Source organism: Stenotrophomonas sp., assembly GCF_035634915.1.
In the GTDB taxonomy this organism is placed as follows: Bacteria; Pseudomonadota; Gammaproteobacteria; order Xanthomonadales; family Xanthomonadaceae; genus Stenotrophomonas.
Map to the genome: position 1 here is coordinate 137,849 of NZ_DASQCB010000024.1, position 14,649 is coordinate 152,497.

Annotated in this window: 14 protein-coding genes; 3 read left to right on the top strand and 11 right to left on the bottom strand. The window is 66.7% G+C overall.

Translation table 11 applies throughout. The features are described 5' to 3' along the window. Positions 1–88 precede the first annotated feature (88 nt). Positions 89–1,663: a sensor domain-containing diguanylate cyclase gene (locus VER16_RS19065; protein WP_324810826.1), complete on the top strand. Its 1,575-nt coding sequence runs from the start codon at positions 89–91 to the stop codon at positions 1,661–1,663. A gap of 48 nt (positions 1,664–1,711) precedes the next feature. Here the strand turns inward: VER16_RS19065 and VER16_RS19070 are convergent, their stop codons facing one another. From VER16_RS19070 to VER16_RS19100, 7 genes are all read right to left on the bottom strand, one after another. Continuing rightward, the gene (locus VER16_RS19070) at positions 1,712–2,584 is read right to left on the bottom strand and encodes an energy transducer TonB (RefSeq protein WP_324810828.1); all 873 of its coding nucleotides are present in this window, start codon (positions 2,582–2,584) and stop codon (positions 1,712–1,714) included. Positions 2,585–2,656: 72 nt separating this feature from the next. After that, on the bottom strand, positions 2,657–4,387 hold the full coding sequence (gene aceK / locus VER16_RS19075; RefSeq protein WP_324810830.1) for a bifunctional isocitrate dehydrogenase kinase/phosphatase: 1,731 nt from the start codon (positions 4,385–4,387) through the stop codon (positions 2,657–2,659). 96 nt (positions 4,388–4,483) lie between these two features. Beyond that, positions 4,484–4,843: a hypothetical protein gene (locus VER16_RS19080; RefSeq protein ID WP_324810832.1), complete on the bottom strand. Its 360-nt coding sequence runs from the start codon at positions 4,841–4,843 to the stop codon at positions 4,484–4,486. 53 nt (positions 4,844–4,896) lie between these two features. Beyond that, positions 4,897–5,313, bottom strand: coding sequence for a roadblock/LC7 domain-containing protein (locus VER16_RS19085; protein ID WP_324810834.1), 417 nt, complete (start codon positions 5,311–5,313; stop codon positions 4,897–4,899). Further along, positions 5,306–5,854: a GTP-binding protein gene (locus VER16_RS19090; protein WP_324810836.1), complete on the bottom strand. Its 549-nt coding sequence runs from the start codon at positions 5,852–5,854 to the stop codon at positions 5,306–5,308. Before VER16_RS19090 ends, VER16_RS19085 begins: the two co-directional genes overlap by 8 nt. Next, a complete protein-coding gene (locus VER16_RS19095) occupies positions 5,847–6,794 on the bottom strand; it encodes a hypothetical protein (protein ID WP_324810838.1) in 948 nt (315 codons plus the stop codon). Before VER16_RS19095 ends, VER16_RS19090 begins: the two co-directional genes overlap by 8 nt. Before the next feature lie 308 nt (positions 6,795–7,102). Further along, on the bottom strand, positions 7,103–9,325 hold the full coding sequence (locus VER16_RS19100; RefSeq protein ID WP_324810839.1) for an NADP-dependent isocitrate dehydrogenase: 2,223 nt from the start codon (positions 9,323–9,325) through the stop codon (positions 7,103–7,105). Positions 9,326–9,678: 353 nt separating this feature from the next. On the opposite strand from VER16_RS19100, the gene VER16_RS19105 reads away from it, so the two are divergent. Together VER16_RS19105 and VER16_RS19110 are read left to right on the top strand one after the other, a co-directional pair. Then, a complete protein-coding gene (locus tag VER16_RS19105; protein WP_324810841.1) occupies positions 9,679–10,035 on the top strand; it encodes a hypothetical protein in 357 nt (118 codons plus the stop codon). Between the two features lie 66 nt (positions 10,036–10,101). Then, on the top strand, positions 10,102–10,875 hold the full coding sequence (locus VER16_RS19110; protein ID WP_324810843.1) for a hypothetical protein: 774 nt from the start codon (positions 10,102–10,104) through the stop codon (positions 10,873–10,875). Between the two features lie 66 nt (positions 10,876–10,941). Here VER16_RS19110 and VER16_RS19115 read toward each other — a convergent pair whose 3' ends face one another. The 4 genes from VER16_RS19115 to VER16_RS19130 form a co-directional block, all read right to left on the bottom strand. After that, positions 10,942–11,451, bottom strand: coding sequence for a hypothetical protein (locus VER16_RS19115; protein WP_324810845.1), 510 nt, complete (start codon positions 11,449–11,451; stop codon positions 10,942–10,944). A gap of 60 nt (positions 11,452–11,511) precedes the next feature. Next, positions 11,512–11,805, bottom strand: coding sequence for a LysM peptidoglycan-binding domain-containing protein (locus VER16_RS19120; RefSeq protein WP_324810847.1), 294 nt, complete (start codon positions 11,803–11,805; stop codon positions 11,512–11,514). A 151-nt stretch (positions 11,806–11,956) separates the two neighbouring features. Continuing rightward, a complete protein-coding gene (gene queF, locus VER16_RS19125) occupies positions 11,957–12,775 on the bottom strand; it encodes an NADPH-dependent 7-cyano-7-deazaguanine reductase QueF (protein WP_324810849.1) in 819 nt (272 codons plus the stop codon). Between the two features lie 537 nt (positions 12,776–13,312). Next, entirely contained in the window at positions 13,313–14,620 is a 1,308-nt protein-coding gene (locus tag VER16_RS19130) for a M20 family metallopeptidase (protein ID WP_324810851.1), read from the bottom strand. Positions 14,621–14,649 lie beyond the last annotated feature (29 nt).

Here is a 14,649-nt window from a genome sequence, read left to right on the forward strand (position 1 = left end):
CCCCAGCCCGGGCGAATGTGCCCATAATGGCGGCTTCCCCACCGCTTCTGCCTGGCAGCCCCTCGGCTGCGCCGGGCGCCGCTGCCGCATGCCACCGATCTCCAACCGCCTCAACCTGGGCAAGCTGATCCTTGCGCTGGCCCTGCTCAGTACGCTCATCGCCCTCGGCAATACCCTGCTGGCCAGCTACCGCGTGCAGCGCGACCAGCTGGTGAGCAACACCCTGGAAGCCAACCGCGTCTACACCAGCAAGCTGGCTGAAACGACGCAGACCTTCCTGTTGTCCGCGCAGCAGCAGCTGGCCTATGCAGCCACCCGGCTGGGTGAAACCGGGCTGGAGCCGGCGCAGGCGCAGCGCGAAGCCAGTCGCCTGCAGCTGCAGTCCAGCAGCTTCAACTCCTCGCTGGTGGTGAACGCCAATGGCCTGGTCATCGCCACCTCACCACAGACCCTGCAGCTGCAGGGCGAAGTGCTGAAGAGCGTCGGCAGCAGGATGGCGCTTGCGCGGCGGCAGCCCTTGATCAGCGACCCCTACCAGTCGGCCACCGGCAAGCTGCTGATCTCGCTGTCGCACCCCATCTTCGACCGCCAGGGCACTTATCTCGGTTACGTCAGCGGCACCCTGTACCTGCGCCAGCGCAGCGCGCTGCACACGCTGCTGGGCAAGCACTACTACCGCGATGGCTCGTACCTGTATGTGGTCGACCACAACGGCCGCATCATCTACCACAACAATCCCAAGGAAGTGGGCACCTACGCACTGGAAAACGCAGCGGTGAAGGACGTGATGCGTGGGCGCTCCGGCAGCCAGCAGCTGGTCAACAACCATGGCGTGGCCCAGCTGTCCGGCTACGCACCGGTACCGGCCACCGGCTGGGGCATCATCGCCCAGCGCCCGACCGAGGCGACCCTGCAGCCGCTGTCACGGTTGATGACCTCGGTCATCTGGAATGCAATTCCACTGGGCGTGCTGTCGCTGCTGATCACCTGGTGGTTCGCGCGACGCATCTCGATGCCGCTGTGGCAGCTGGCGCGCAACGTGCAGGAAGGCGAAGACACCGGCAACGCGATCGACCACGTCACCGGCATCCGCGCCTGGTACTTCGAAGTGGCGCAGCTGAAGCAGGCCGTGCTGTTCAGCTTCAACGCACTGCAGGACCGCATCGGCACCCTCAACCGCGCCAGCCGTACCGACCCGATGACCGGGCTGCTGAACCGCCGTGGCCTGCAGCATGCGCTGGAGGTACTGCAGGCGCAGGGCCTGCCGTTCGCGATCGTGGCGCTGGACATCGACCGCTTCAAGTCGATCAACGACGGCCACGGCCATGACGTCGGCGATGCCGCCATCGTCCATATCGCCGAGCAGATGCGCCGTCATTCGCGCGAAACCGACGTGCTGTGCCGCGCCGGTGGCGAGGAGTTCCTCGTGCTGCTGCCCGGCGTGGGCGTGGCCGCCGCCGAACAGACCGCCGAGCGCCTGCGCCAGGCGATTGCCGCCCAGCCTTTCGCACCGGTCGGGACCATCACGGTGTCGCTGGGCGTGGCCCACTTCCCCAGCTTCCATGCCGACCCCGAACAGGCGATGCGCTTGGCCGACAAGGCGCTGTACCTGGCCAAGGAACAGGGCCGCAACCGCGTGGTGGTCTACCCGCACGCGGATTGAACGCCGCCTGCAGGCGCCGGGCAGCACCCGGCGCCCTGGTCGCGGCGGTCAGCCCAGCGGGGTCAGCAGGCGCGGGCCATCGTTGCGGCCGACCATGTAGATGCCGCCCTCGGGCAGCAGATCGGTACCGGTGGCCTTTTCGTCTTCGCCAGTCCTCCAGGGGGCCTGCTGGCGCGGTCCCGGGATATAGGCCGACCAGCGGCCGTAACGCTCTTCCCGCTGGGAGAAGTCATAGCGCACCGGCACCCGCACGGTCCAGAACGCGTCATCCTTGTTCGCGCCGGTGGTGGGCGGATTGAACGTCCAGCTGCGGGCCGTATTCACACTGGCCTTGGCCAGCACATCACGCAGCATCTGCATCTGTCGTTCGGGCGCCACCACCGTCAGGTTGGTCTGCTCGGCGATCACGTCGGCCACCTTGCCATCGCGCCCGACCTTGACCAGCAGCATCACGTCGCCCTGTCCACGGATCGCCGCCGCGCGTTCCGGGTAGGCCGGCGCGCGCATTTTCAAGCTGCTGACGTTGTCGGTGGACGGCTTGTTCTCGTCACTCACCGGGCCGAAGTTCGCATCAGCCACGCGGATCTGCATGGTGGTGCCGGTCAAGCTGTCAGCCAGCAGGCGCAGCCGCACCTCGGTGCGCGCCGACACGGCCTTGCCGTCGACCAGCACCGGTTCGAAGCGCCAGTTCCTGACCGTGCCTTCGACCATCGACGCCACGTCGGCAGCAACCTTGTCGCGGCGGTCCAGCTGGAAGGCTTCGACCTGGCCTTCGCGACCGATATTGATGACGCCATTGAGCGTCATGCTGGCCTCCATCTGCTTGCGCACTTCGCGCACGCTCTGCGCGTCGGCGTTGCCGATGCAGGCGGTACCACCACCAAGGGCCAGGGTCAGGGCCAGGAAAAGGGAAGATCGCATCACACTCACTCCTTGTGTTCGAGGTGCAAAGCCTACCCCAGGTTGCGGTGCGATGCGCTATCGCAGGGCCAATCACGCCAGGCGATGATCAGCGCCGTAGGGCGGCGTATCCGGGTAATCGCCGTTGCCGAAACGGGCCTGCAGCCCCTGCCACCAGGCCGGATCGAACAGGTGGCGGTAGTGCTCGCGCACCACTGCCAGCTCCTGCGCCGGCAGCCCCATGAACGGGCCGAAACGCTCGGGAAAAACGTCACGCGGACCGACATGGAACCACGGTTCATCGGCAAGTGCTTCTTCCGGCGTGCGCGGCTGTGGCCAGGCACGGAACACGCAGTCGCTGACCAGGCACAGCTCGTCGTAGTCGTAGAAGACGGCGCGGCCATGACGGGAGACACCGAAGTTCTTCGGCAGCATGTCGCCCGGGAAGATGTTGTTGCGGGCCATGTCGGTGATGGCCTGCGCATAGTCCAGCACGGCCGCGCGCACACCTGCTGCAGCCTGTTCGCGCAGGTACAGGTTCAATGGCCGGAAGCGACGCTGCACGTAGCACAGCGCGATCTCGATCTCATCGCCGCGCACCTGCACGCTCTGCGCGCACTGCTGCAGCAGCTCCTCCAGCAGGGCCGGGGCGAAGCGCTCGCGCGGGAAGCGCAGATGGCGGTAGGGCTGTGCATCGAGCAGGCGGCCGACACGGTCCAGATTGAACACCAGCGCATACTTCTCCTCCACCTGATGCCGTGACATCGCCTTGGGCCAGGCAAAGCGGTCGCGGATCAGCTTGAACACCAGCGGGTAGCTGGGCAGGGTGAACACCGCCATGACCATGCCTGGCGTGCCTTCGGCATGTACCAGCCGCTCATGCGGGTGTTCGCTGAAATGACGGAAGAAGGTGCGGTAGCGCTCGGTCTTGCCCTGCTTGGCACGGCCGAGCACGGTGTAGATCTCATCGATCGGCTTGCCCGGCAGCAGGCTGCGCAGGAACACCACCGCGTCACCAACGGTGGCCAGGTCGGCCTGGAAGTAGCTGCGTGACACGCCAAACAGATGGGCGACATCGCGGCGACGTGTCAGCACCGCATCGGCGCGCAGGCCGTGCTCGTCGTTGACCAGGGCAATGACACAGGGCGAAAAGCGGTGTTCACCAAACACGCGCCCGACCAGGTAGGCGCGGCGCTCGCGATAGAACACGGTGTCGAGCAGCTCGATGCTGCGCACCGGGGTGTCGCCCCAGTGCGCGAGGTCATCCTGCAGGCGGATGGCGATGGCGGCGGCGCAGCGCAGCTGGTGCGCATACGGCACCTCGAAGCGGTAATCGGCCAGCACCCGCTGCAGTGCCTCCACCGGGCGCGTGGGCGACACCGCGTAGGTATGGCGTGCCACCGGGTGGGTGATCGCATCGGAAGGTTCGATGTCGAACGCAATGAATTCCAGCGCCGGATCCACGCCACGGGTGGCGAACAGGCGCCGCGCCAGGGTGTTGTAGAAGGTCTTGTACAGTTCGGCATCGATCAGCCCCTGCAGCAGCGCACTGTAGTGCGCGTGCACCTGCAGCCACAGCGCGCGCTCGCCGATGGCCTGGCCGGCCATGCGCCGCAGCGCATCCATGCGTTCGGCGATGCACAGGTCGTACAGGGCGATGCGTTCGACCGCATCCTGCCGCGCACCGGCCCAGTCACGCTGCTCGAAGCGCAGCCGCGCCCGCGCGGTGATCGCCGCGAAGCGCGCGTGGTAATCCTCGAAGCCATCACGGATGGCCCCGGCAATTCGCGTGGCCAGATCAGCGGCGATGTCAGGCTGGGACATGCACGGCTCGACAGGGAGACGGGCATTCACCATACGCCGGCGTGGGGTGACTTGTGTAGAGCCGAGCATGGGCTCGGCTCTACAACAACCGGTGGTTCAGATCGCCAGCTCGGCTTCCACGTCCTGCACCTTGCGGCGGGCCAGCGCCAGGTTGCTCTTTGCACGGTCCAGCACGATGTAGAAGAACAGGCCCTTCTTCTTTGCTACCGGGCGCATGATGTGGTATGCCCTGCCAAGCGAGATGAGGATGTCCTCGATGCTGTCGTTGAGATTGAGCGAGGCGGCGGTTTTCATCTTGGCGCGGATCACCTCCGTGTTGCCCGCAGCGGCCACTTCCATGTCCATGCCCGCACCGGCTTCGCCCAGCAGCATGCCGCTCTCATAGTCGACCAGCGCCACGGCCTGTGCGCCGTCGATACCCATCAGTGCATTCAGCGATTCAGTCAGTCCAGCCACGTCGCACCCCTTGTCGATGTTGATTCGAGCCCCACGTTCCCCTGCGGTCGGGCTCATGATCCGCCGAGTTCGGCCAGGATCGCCTGGCCACATTCCCTGCTCTGCCACAGCACCTGGCCGATCACGCTGCGCTGGTCGCAGGCAGCCATCAGCAGCAGCGGCGGACGACCTTCGGCCTGGATGGCCAGCATCAGCACCTTGCCGCCCAGCGCTTCGAGCATCAGCGTCTGCAGGTCGCCCAGCGCCAGTTCGCGCCCCACCGCTGCGGCCAGGGCCAGCATCGCGCTGGTCATCGCCGCCAACCGCTCGCCGCGGCCTTCGGCACCTGCGCTGACCAGGGCGAAGCCATCGACGCTGGCCAGCACCACCGTGCGTACGCCTTCCACCCGCCGCTGCAGATCCTGCAACAAGGGCTGCAGGCGTTCGCGCTGGGCTGCATCGGGCAGTGTCGCCCCCTGTCCATCAGCCATGCAGGGCCACCAGCGCGTGCGCTTCCATTTCGCTCATCAGCACATCCATCAGCAGGAGCCCTTGTTCGCGGTCACGGGCATCGACCGGCAGCAGTGGCAGGGGCTGGTCGTCCAGGCACGCGCGGCTCGCCCAGTCATCCAGCAGCGCATCCGGCACCTGGTCCAGATGGGTCACCGCCACCACCAGTGCCAGCGTGCCGGCGAACGGCCGCAGCGCCTGCAGGTAGGCATCCAATTCAGAGGCGATGCCGGCACGGCGCGCATCCAGCAGCAGCACCGCGCCACGCGCGCCCTGCAGCAGGATCGGCCACAGGAAATCGAAGCGCTGCTGGCCGGGTGTGCCATACAGGCGCAGGCGCTCGCCATTGGGCAGGTCGATGTCGGCGTAATCCAGGGCCACCGTGGTGGAGGCTTTGTCCGCGCCGCTGCGGTCGCTGTTGGCCACGTCGGTATCGATCACCGCACCGGCGGCGATGCTGCGCACCAGGGTCGATTTGCCACTGCCCATGCCGCCAAGCACCACCACCTTGTGCTCACGCATGGCGCTCGCTCCCGCGCAGGCTGCGCCACAGGCGGGCCAGCAGTCCGTGGTCGGGGCTGCCCGCGCGTGCGGCCAGCGGTGCCGGCGCGGTGTTGACCACCTGCGCGTAGCCGCACAGATAGGCCGCGTGGATGAAGTCGCGCACCGCGGCGGGCGGCAGCTCCAGCAGCGTCGCGCACTCTTCCACCGTACAGGCGCGCTTGAGCAGCAGCGAGCACAGCCGGAAACCATCATGGTCGTGGCCGAGCACGCGGAAATCGGGCCAGCGCAGCAGCTTGACCGCAGCACTGCGCAGGCGCTCATCCAACGCCTGCCAGTGGCGGCTGCGCTGCGCCCATTGCCACAGCAGCGGTCGCAACGGCTGGCGCGCGCGGTTGCCGGCCAATGCCTGGTACTGCGTCGCCGTCAGCGCGTCGAGGTACAGGTGCTCAAAGCCCTGCGCCAGCCGTTCCACCAGCGCGCTGGCCGATTCTTCCAGCAGTACCGCCTGGTCCTGCTGCAGATCCAGCAGCAGCAGCGGCTGGTCGCCCTCGCCCAGCAGGGCGTGGCCCTGCCGCAGGGGCAGGCGCTCCCGCAGCAGGCGGGTGATGGCGTGGGCACCGTCGGCCAGGCGGATCGGTGCCGGCCCGGGACTGCTGCCCTGCATGCCACGCAGCGCGCGACCGATCGCACCATCATCCAGTACATCCTGGCAGCCATGGCCTTCACGCAGCTGTCCGCCAGTGTCTTCAATCCAGCAATGCAGGCGCGGCCGCTGCTGGCGCATGCGCAGGGCAGCGTTGCGCAGGGCCGGTGTATCGCGGATCACCAGCAGGTCACAGTCGTCCAGATCCTGGCTGCGGCACACCTGCCCCTCGGGCAGCGCCGAGGCCAGGCGCAGCCGCTGCAGCAGGGCCTGTTCGCCCTGGAGATCGGTCCCCACCACCAGCACGCGTGCCATCGTGTTCCCCGGGCGACCGCCTCCCCGGCGGTCTCGCAGCGCCAAGGCTAGGTCATCGCCACGCGCAAACGTCGTGATCGACTGCTCAGATCCATCGCGACCCGGAACACGCATTGATCGGTTCTGCGACGGCCATCGTGGGCAAGTTTCATGCCGTTTTGACGTCAGCCTGGCGTCCGACGGAATTCACGGTTCTGGACCACAGTAGATCCACGCCATGCGTGGATGGAAGGCCGCAGCAAACCTGGCCCAAAAAGAAACCCGCGCCGGAGCGCGGGTTTCCAGGTCCAACAACCGGGCGGCGAAGATCAGCCGCGCAGCTGCTCCAGCGCGGTGTTCAAGGTCGCGCTCGGGCGCATGGCCTTGCCGGCCTTGGCCACGTCCGGGCGGTAGTAGCCACCGATGTCCACCGCCTTGCCCTGCACTGCGGCCAGCTCGTCGACGATGGTCTGCTCGTTGTCGGTCAGTGCCTTGGCCAGCGGTGCGAAACGTGCCTTCAGGGCGGCGTCTTCGTCCTGTGCGGCCAGGGCCTGGGCCCAGTACAGCGCGATGTAGAAGTGGCTGCCGCGGTTGTCGATGCCACCCAGCTTGCGCGACGGCGACTTGTCATTGTCCAGGAACTGGCCGTTGGCCTCGTCCAGCGCCTTGGCCAGCACGCGGGCCGCAGCATTGTCGTAGCGGTTGCCCAGGTGTTCCAGCGACGCAGCCAGGGCCAGGAATTCACCCAGCGAATCCCAGCGCAGGTAGTCCTCTTCGACGAACTGCTGCACGTGCTTCGGCGCCGAACCACCGGCGCCGGTCTCGAACAGGCCACCACCGGCCATCAGCGGCACGATCGACAGCATCTTCGCGCTGGTGCCCAGTTCCATGATCGGGAACAGGTCGGTCAGGTAGTCGCGCAGCACGTTGCCGGTCACCGAGATGGTGTCCTCGCCCTTGCGGATGCGGTCCAGCGAGAAGGCGGTCGCTTCCACCGGCGGCAGGATGCGGATGTCCAGGCCGTTGGTGTCGTGGTCCTTCAGGTACTGCTCGACCTTGGCGATCACCTGCGCGTCGTGGGCGCGGGCGGCGTCCAGCCAGAACACGGCCGGGGTGCTGCTCAGGCGGGCGCGTTCGACAGCCAGCTTCACCCAGTCCTGGATCGGCGCGTCCTTGGTCTGGCACATGCGCCAGATATCACCGGCTTCCACGGCGTGTTCGAACACCACGGTGCCGGCCTCGTCGGTGACCTTGACCACGCCGTCGGCAGCGATCTGGAAGGTCTTGTCGTGCGAACCGTACTCTTCGGCCTTCTGTGCCATCAGGCCGACGTTCGGCACCGAGCCCATGGTGGCCGGGTTGAAGGCGCCGTTGGCCTTGCAGTCGTCGATGACGGCCTGGTACACGCCGGCGTAGCAGCGGTCGGGGATGACGGCCTTGGTGTCCTGCAGCTTGCCTTCGGCATTCCACATCTTGCCGGAGTCGCGGATCATCGCCGGCATCGAGGCGTCGACAATGACGTCGCTCGGCACATGCAGGTTGGTGATGCCCTTGTCCGAGTTGACCATGGCCACGGCCGGGCGCTGCGCGTACTCGGCAGCCAGGTCGGCTTCGATCGCGGCGCGGGTGGCTTCCGGCAGCGACGGCAGGCGCGCGGCCAGGTCGCCGATGCCGTTGTTGGCATCGAAACCGGCCTGCTTGAGCACGTCGGCGTGCTTGGCCAGCACGTCCTTGTAGAACTCGTTGACGGCCACGCCGAACATGATCGGGTCGGAGACCTTCATCATGGTCGCCTTCAGGTGCAGCGAGAACAGCACGCCCTGCGCCTTGGCATCGGCGATCTGCTCGCCGATGAAGGCAGCCAGTGCCTTGCGGCTCATCACCGCGGCATCGACGATCTCGCCGGCCTTGACCGCGGTCCTTTCCTTCAGCACGACAGCGCTGCCGTCCTTGCCGTGGAAGGTGATCTTCAGCGAACCGGCGTTGGCCAGGGTCGCCGACTTCTCGCTGCCGTAGAAATCACCGGCGGCCATGTGCGCGACGTGCGACTTCGAATCGGCAGCCCAGGCGCCCATGCGGTGCGGGTGCTTGCGCGCGTAGTTCTTCACCGACAGCGGTGCACGGCGGTCGGAGTTGCCTTCGCGCAGCACCGGGTTCACCGCGCTGCCCTTGACCTTGTCATAGCGCGCCTTGTAGTCGCGCTGCTGGTCGTCGGCCGGGGTTTCCGGGTAAGCCGGCAGCGGGTAGCCCTGGTCCTGCAGTTCCTTGATGGCCGCCTTCAGCTGCGGCACCGAGGCAGAGATGTTCGGCAGCTTGATGATGTTGGCGTCCGGGGTGGTCGCCAGCTGGCCCAGCTCGGCCAGGTCGTCGCTGACCTTCTGCGCATCGGACAGCAGTTCCGGGAACTGCGACAGGATGCGGCCGGACAGCGAGATGTCACGGGTTTCCACCACGATGCCGGCGGTGGCGGTGTAGGCGTCAATGATCGGCAGCAGCGACTGGGTAGCCAGGAACGGTGCTTCGTCGGTCAGCGTGTAGAGGATCTTGGACATGGGGGACTTGGACTCTGTAGCAGTTCTCAGGGGAAGGCCGGCGCAGGCGCCGTGCCACGTGCAACCGTGTCACTTCCCCCGCCGCCGTCAGGGTGGGCGCGCGGCGGGGAAACCCCTGCATTGTCGCGTTTTCAGCCGCGCGGGGCAAAGCCATGCCATACGCAGCGGTACTGGAGGGGTACCCTGCGCGGGCCTTGCCGTCCCTGCAGCGGAACGGCACTGATGTTTCCTTAACCTGGCAGGGGCTTATAGTTGGGAGGATTGGACGAACCAGGACTGTCGTCATGTTCAAACCACGGCTGCCATCGGCCACTGCGTTGTTGATGATCACGCTTGCATCAGGAGGATGCGCGATGTCTGAATCCGCTCATGCGGTTCCCGAATCTGCTGCGACGCTGCACGTTGCTCCGCAGACGCCCACACAGAAGGTGTTCGAGTGCGCCAGGCAACGCCTGGCCCAGCTGGGCGAGGATGATGCCCTGTGGGACCACAAGGTCACCCGCGAGGACGTGCCCCACGGAGTGCTTGAAACCGGCGACTTCCCGGAGGACAACATTTCCGGCTTCCGCCTGCACCTGCAGCACGACCCTGCGTCCGGTTCGGTGGCGCTCCGCCTGCGCGGTGCAGGCGCGTACTTTGTCGACCAGGGTGTCGAAGCGGGCCTGAAGACCTTCGAAGAAGGGTTCAGTCGCTGCCTGGCTGCCCCCTGAGAGCAGCGCTGAACACCGGGCAGGCGCGTGAGCGGCCTGCGTGGACCCCATCAAGGAGATGATGCAATGCCAGACGGATATTCCATCGAGGCCCGTTCGTTGCGGGTAGCCGGTATCGCCAGCCACGATTTCTGGGTCCTGCGCGACCCGCAGGGCAAGGCCCTGGCCGAACTGCATGGCCTGGCCACCGACCGTGAAACCCAGCGCGCCATACCGATCGGCACTGACGAAAAGAAGCACTCCCTGCGTGTGTGGCACTTCGCCCACGACAAGGAATTTGCGGCCGAACACGGTGCCAAGCCCACGTCTGAAAGCTACATCAAGGAGGGGCAGCAGCACCACACCGCGATGACCGGCAGCAAGGAGGAGGTGATGGGCCGCTGGAATGCAGCGGTGGCCGCCAAGGAAACGTTGAACGAGAAGGACCTCAACTACCCGAACTATGGTTTCAAGGTGTTTGGGGACACGGTCAACAGCAACTCCACCTACCGTACCCTTGGGGAGATCATGGGGGTGAAGGTGCACGATTTCGGTGGGGTCATCGAGCCAGGCCTGGACAACCGCATGACCACCCCGGAAGAAATCGAAAAGCTGCGGGATCCGAAGTACCCCCCGCTGACGTCGACACAGGGCGATCAGCAGCCGACCCGGGGCAATGCCGATGCCCTGCTTGCGGGTGCACGCGAAGGCGGTGACAGCCTGTCTTCGGCCATGCGTGATCTGCAGGCGTCACCGCAGGGCCAGGAGTTCGCAGCGCGCGCGCAGGAGTCGGCCCAGCAGCAGCACGCTGCCGACGCTGCGCGCCAGGCCTCCGCGCAGGACGCCCCCGCACGCGCCTGAGGAAAAAAAGACGCAGCCTCGCGGCTGCGCCCATCGTGAGTCCCGCCGGGAGAGAGTCGGCGGGACTTACTTGACCTCGAACTCCTGCGGCGTTCCGGCCGCCTTGCCATCAACCATGACTTCCGCGCGGTACTTGCCCGCCGGCCAGCCATTGGCGTTCTTGAACGTGATGTTGGTGGTTTCTGCACCGCTGGTGTTCAGCGTGGCGCTCTGCTCACCGGCGACCTGGCCATCCTGGAACGTCAGCTTCGCGCCCACGTTGACATTGCTGGCGGCGCCATCGGTCTTCACCGAAACGACCACATCATCCTTGGGCGCAAACAGGGCGGCGGTGGCAACGGACTTGTCCGCAGCCGCGCTCTTGCCCACGGTGACCGAAGAGACGTTGACTGCTGCAGCGGCCGCCATCGGCGGCGGTGCGCCGGTCATTGGCGCCGGTGCCGGCTCGGCCGGGGTGGTCGCCGCCGGAGCCGCGTTGTTGTCGGTGGACTCTTCCTTCTTCTTGCAACCGACCAGAGCAACACTGCCCAGAAGGGCAGCGATCAGGGCGGTCTGGAGCGGGCTGGTCTTGATCATTCGGGTGTTCCTCCCAGGGTTTGGCGGACGGCCTGCGTGCGCCGGTCGGCGCGGACCGGCTTACTTCGGCGGCAGCTTCAGGGTCTGACCCGGGAAGATCCTGTCCGGGTCGTCGAGCACATCGCGGTTGGCTTCGAAAATCTTCTTCCAGGCATTGGCATCGCCCAGGTGCTGCTTGGCGATCTTCGACAGCGAATCTCCCTTCTGCACGGTGTAGGTGCCGCCGCTGACAACCTCGGCGGTGCTGTCCACCGATGCGCTCACGCCGGAAAAGTCCGCCTTGGGAACCTGTTGGGCGGTACTGTCGACGCTGGCGCTTACGCCGGAGAAATCGGCCTTCTTCTCGGTACTCATCCACGCACTCCCATCTGCATGACTACGTGCATGACACGGTGCCATGGCGGTTGTTAAATGGGGATGGTGCAGATGTGAAGCCGCCCCGGGGGGCGGCTGAACAATCGGGGTAGCGGACGCCCCCGGCGCCAGCCGTAACCGCCTGCGGCGGTTACTGGCGCAGTTCGCGGAAGGTCGCGGCCGGGCCGGCGATACCGTGGCTGGCGCGCCAGGGGTTGATGTCCAGGCCGCCGCGGCGGGTGTAGCGCGCTTCCACTTCCAGCCACTGCGGCTGGCAGCGCGTGGAGACCTCGCTGAAGATGCGCTCCACGCACTGCTCGTGGAACTCGGCGTGCTCACGGTAGCTGACCAGATAGCGCAGCAGACCGGCGCGGTCGATCTTCGGGCCACGGTAGCGGACGCTGACCGTGGCCCAGTCCGGCTGACCGGTAACCGGGCAGTTGGATTTCAGCAGGGACGAGACCAGGGTCTCCTCCACCACCTGGCCAGCATCGGCAGCGAGGTAATCCGCCTGCGGCGGGCCGTAGCAGTCGATCTCCACGTCCAGGCCGTCGATCGATTCGCCCAGCGGCGATTCGACCAGCGGTGGCAGGCCGAACTGCACCTGCACCGCCGCACCCGCGCAGGCCGACAGATCGGCCACCAGGCGCTCGCGCAATGCTTCGGCGCTGTCGATGCGGGTGCTGTTGAGGGAGTTGAGGTACAGCTTGAACGACTTCGATTCGATCAGGCGTGGGGAAGTGCAGGGCACCTGCACGGTGGCCACGGCCACCTGCGGCTTGCCGCGCGGGTCCAGCCAGCTCAGCTCGAAGGCGTGCCAGCGGTCGTGGCCGACAAACGGCAGCGCGGCGTCATCGAGGCCGATCTCGGCGCGGGCGCCGATGCGGGGGATGGGAAACAGCAGGCCGGGATCGTACTGCGACGGGTAACTGACCTCGCGACCGAGGCTGGAGTCCTGGGGGGTGTTCATGGGCGGCATTGTATCGCGCGCAGAGCGGGCCTTCGGCCGGGCCGGCCAACGGCGGAGCCCCTCCGTGGTGCGTGCTGAAAGCCTGGGGACTGAGGGTTGGCCGGGAGGGTGGATTGGCTGGGGGACGCCGTGAATCCGTCCATGGAGGCTCGGTCGCCGCATCCATGCGGCTCACGCCCCCAGCCAACCCACCCTCCCGGCCACGGACAGTTTCCCGTGCCCCCCGGGAAAGATCAGGAAAATCAAAATCAAAAGCCGATCCTTCAGACGTTCATGACGCCCGCCGTGTCGACCAACGGTCGGCACCCACCAAAGCAGAAGGGCGTTCCGACAGATCGCGGAAGTCTGTCGAAGGCGGGGTGGGTCCGGTTGAGGGGGTGTGAGCGGCATGGATGCCGCGACCAAGCCCCCATGGATGGGTTTACGGCGTCCCCCTCAACCGGACCCACCCCGCCATCCCACGGAAAGCCAGCTTTTGAAGTTGACGTTGCCGTGGCTTGAAGCGGGTGCAGGGCTGCAAGCCCTGCCGAAATACCCTCAGCCAGCACCGTTCAAGTAGTCCAGGCTCACCTGCAGCAACGCCCGGAACCCGACATCCAGCGCTTTCTCATCCAGCAGGAACTTCGGCGAATGATTCGCCGGCGCCTTCGCCGGGTCGATCCCCACGCTGGTCGAACCGACGAAGAAGAACATGCCGGGCACTTCCTTCGCGTACAGCGAGAAATCCTCCGCCCCCATCTGCAGCGGCGGCTCGTACACGTTGTCCTTGCCCACCACCGCCTGCAGGCTCGGCAGCATCTTCGCGGTCAGCGCGGGGTCGTTCACCGTGGCCGGATTGCCTTCCGATTCGTAGATGTCGGTCACCGCCTTGGCACCGTGCGCGGCCGCAGTGTGTTCGGCCACGTTGCGCAGGTCGGCGAAGATCTGCTGGCGCATGCCCTCGTCGAAGGTGCGGATGGTGCCGACCATCTCCACTTCATCGGGAATGATGTTGTAGCGGATGCCACCGTTGATCGCGCCGAAGGTCAGCACCGCCGGCTGCTTGGACAGGTTGCTGCGGCGGCTGACGATGGTCTGCGCGGTGCCGATCAGGTCGGCGGTGGCCACGATCGGGTCCACGCCGTTCCACGGTGCCGAGCCATGGGTCTGACGGCCGATCACCTTGATGCCGAAACGATCCGACGCCGCCATCAGCGGGCCGCCGCGCACCGCGATCTGGCCCGCCTGCACGCTGGAGAACACATGCAGGCCGAACACCGCCTCCGGCTTGAAGTCGGCAAACAGGCCTTCCTTCAGCATCAGCGCGGCACCGCCCTCCTCCGGCGGCGGTGCGCCTTCTTCGGAGGGCTGGAAGATCAGCATCACCTGGCCCGGCAGGTCCTTCTTCATCGCCACCAGCGCCTGCGCCACGCCCAGCAGGGTCGCGGTGTGCGCATCGTGGCCGCAGGCATGCATCACCCCCACGGTCTGGCCGCGGTACTGCGCGGTGGCCTTGGAGGCGAACGGCAGGCCGGTCTGTTCGGTTACTGGCAGCGCATCCATGTCCGCGCGCAGGGCGATCTTCGGGCCAGGCCTGCCGCCTTCGATGATCGCCACCACGCCGTGGTGGGCAATGCCGGTCCTGGGCTTCAGGCCCATCGCGCGCAGGCGCTTGGCGACCTCGGCCGAGGTGCGCTCCTCGCGGTTGGACAGTTCCGGATGCGCGTGGAAGTCACGCCGCCACTCGACCACCTGGGCCTGCAGGCGCGTTGCCGCGGCGGTCACCTCCGGGCGCTCGGCCTGCTGGGCGTGGGCAAGGGCCGGCAGGGCCAGCAGCAGGGCGGACAGCAGCAACGAACGACGCATCGGGGGTCTCCACGGAAGGGGTCTGCACC

Bases quoted from the DNA above. Each gene is read 5' to 3' on its own strand.
- aceK (WP_324810830.1), bottom strand. From the start codon at position 4,387: ATGTCCCAGCCTGACATCGCCGCTGATCTGGCCACGCGAATTGCCGGG.
- VER16_RS19090 (WP_324810836.1), bottom strand. From the start codon at position 5,854: ATGCGTGAGCACAAGGTGGTGGTGCTTGGCGGCATGGGCAGTGGCAAA.
- VER16_RS19105 (WP_324810841.1), top strand. From the start codon at position 9,679: ATGTCTGAATCCGCTCATGCGGTTCCCGAATCTGCTGCGACGCTGCAC.
- VER16_RS19120 (WP_324810847.1), bottom strand. From the start codon at position 11,805: ATGAGTACCGAGAAGAAGGCCGATTTCTCCGGCGTAAGCGCCAGCGTC.
- VER16_RS19070 (WP_324810828.1), bottom strand. From the start codon at position 2,584: ATGCGATCTTCCCTTTTCCTGGCCCTGACCCTGGCCCTTGGTGGTGGT.
- VER16_RS19095 (WP_324810838.1), bottom strand. From the start codon at position 6,794: ATGGCACGCGTGCTGGTGGTGGGGACCGATCTCCAGGGCGAACAGGCC.
- VER16_RS19065 (WP_324810826.1), top strand. From the start codon at position 89: ATGCCACCGATCTCCAACCGCCTCAACCTGGGCAAGCTGATCCTTGCG.
- VER16_RS19085 (WP_324810834.1), bottom strand. From the start codon at position 5,313: ATGGCTGATGGACAGGGGGCGACACTGCCCGATGCAGCCCAGCGCGAA.
- VER16_RS19110 (WP_324810843.1), top strand. From the start codon at position 10,102: ATGCCAGACGGATATTCCATCGAGGCCCGTTCGTTGCGGGTAGCCGGT.
- VER16_RS19130 (WP_324810851.1), bottom strand. From the start codon at position 14,620: ATGCGTCGTTCGTTGCTGCTGTCCGCCCTGCTGCTGGCCCTGCCGGCC.
- VER16_RS19100 (WP_324810839.1), bottom strand. From the start codon at position 9,325: ATGTCCAAGATCCTCTACACGCTGACCGACGAAGCACCGTTCCTGGCT.
- VER16_RS19115 (WP_324810845.1), bottom strand. From the start codon at position 11,451: ATGATCAAGACCAGCCCGCTCCAGACCGCCCTGATCGCTGCCCTTCTG.
- queF (WP_324810849.1), bottom strand. From the start codon at position 12,775: ATGAACACCCCCCAGGACTCCAGCCTCGGTCGCGAGGTCAGTTACCCG.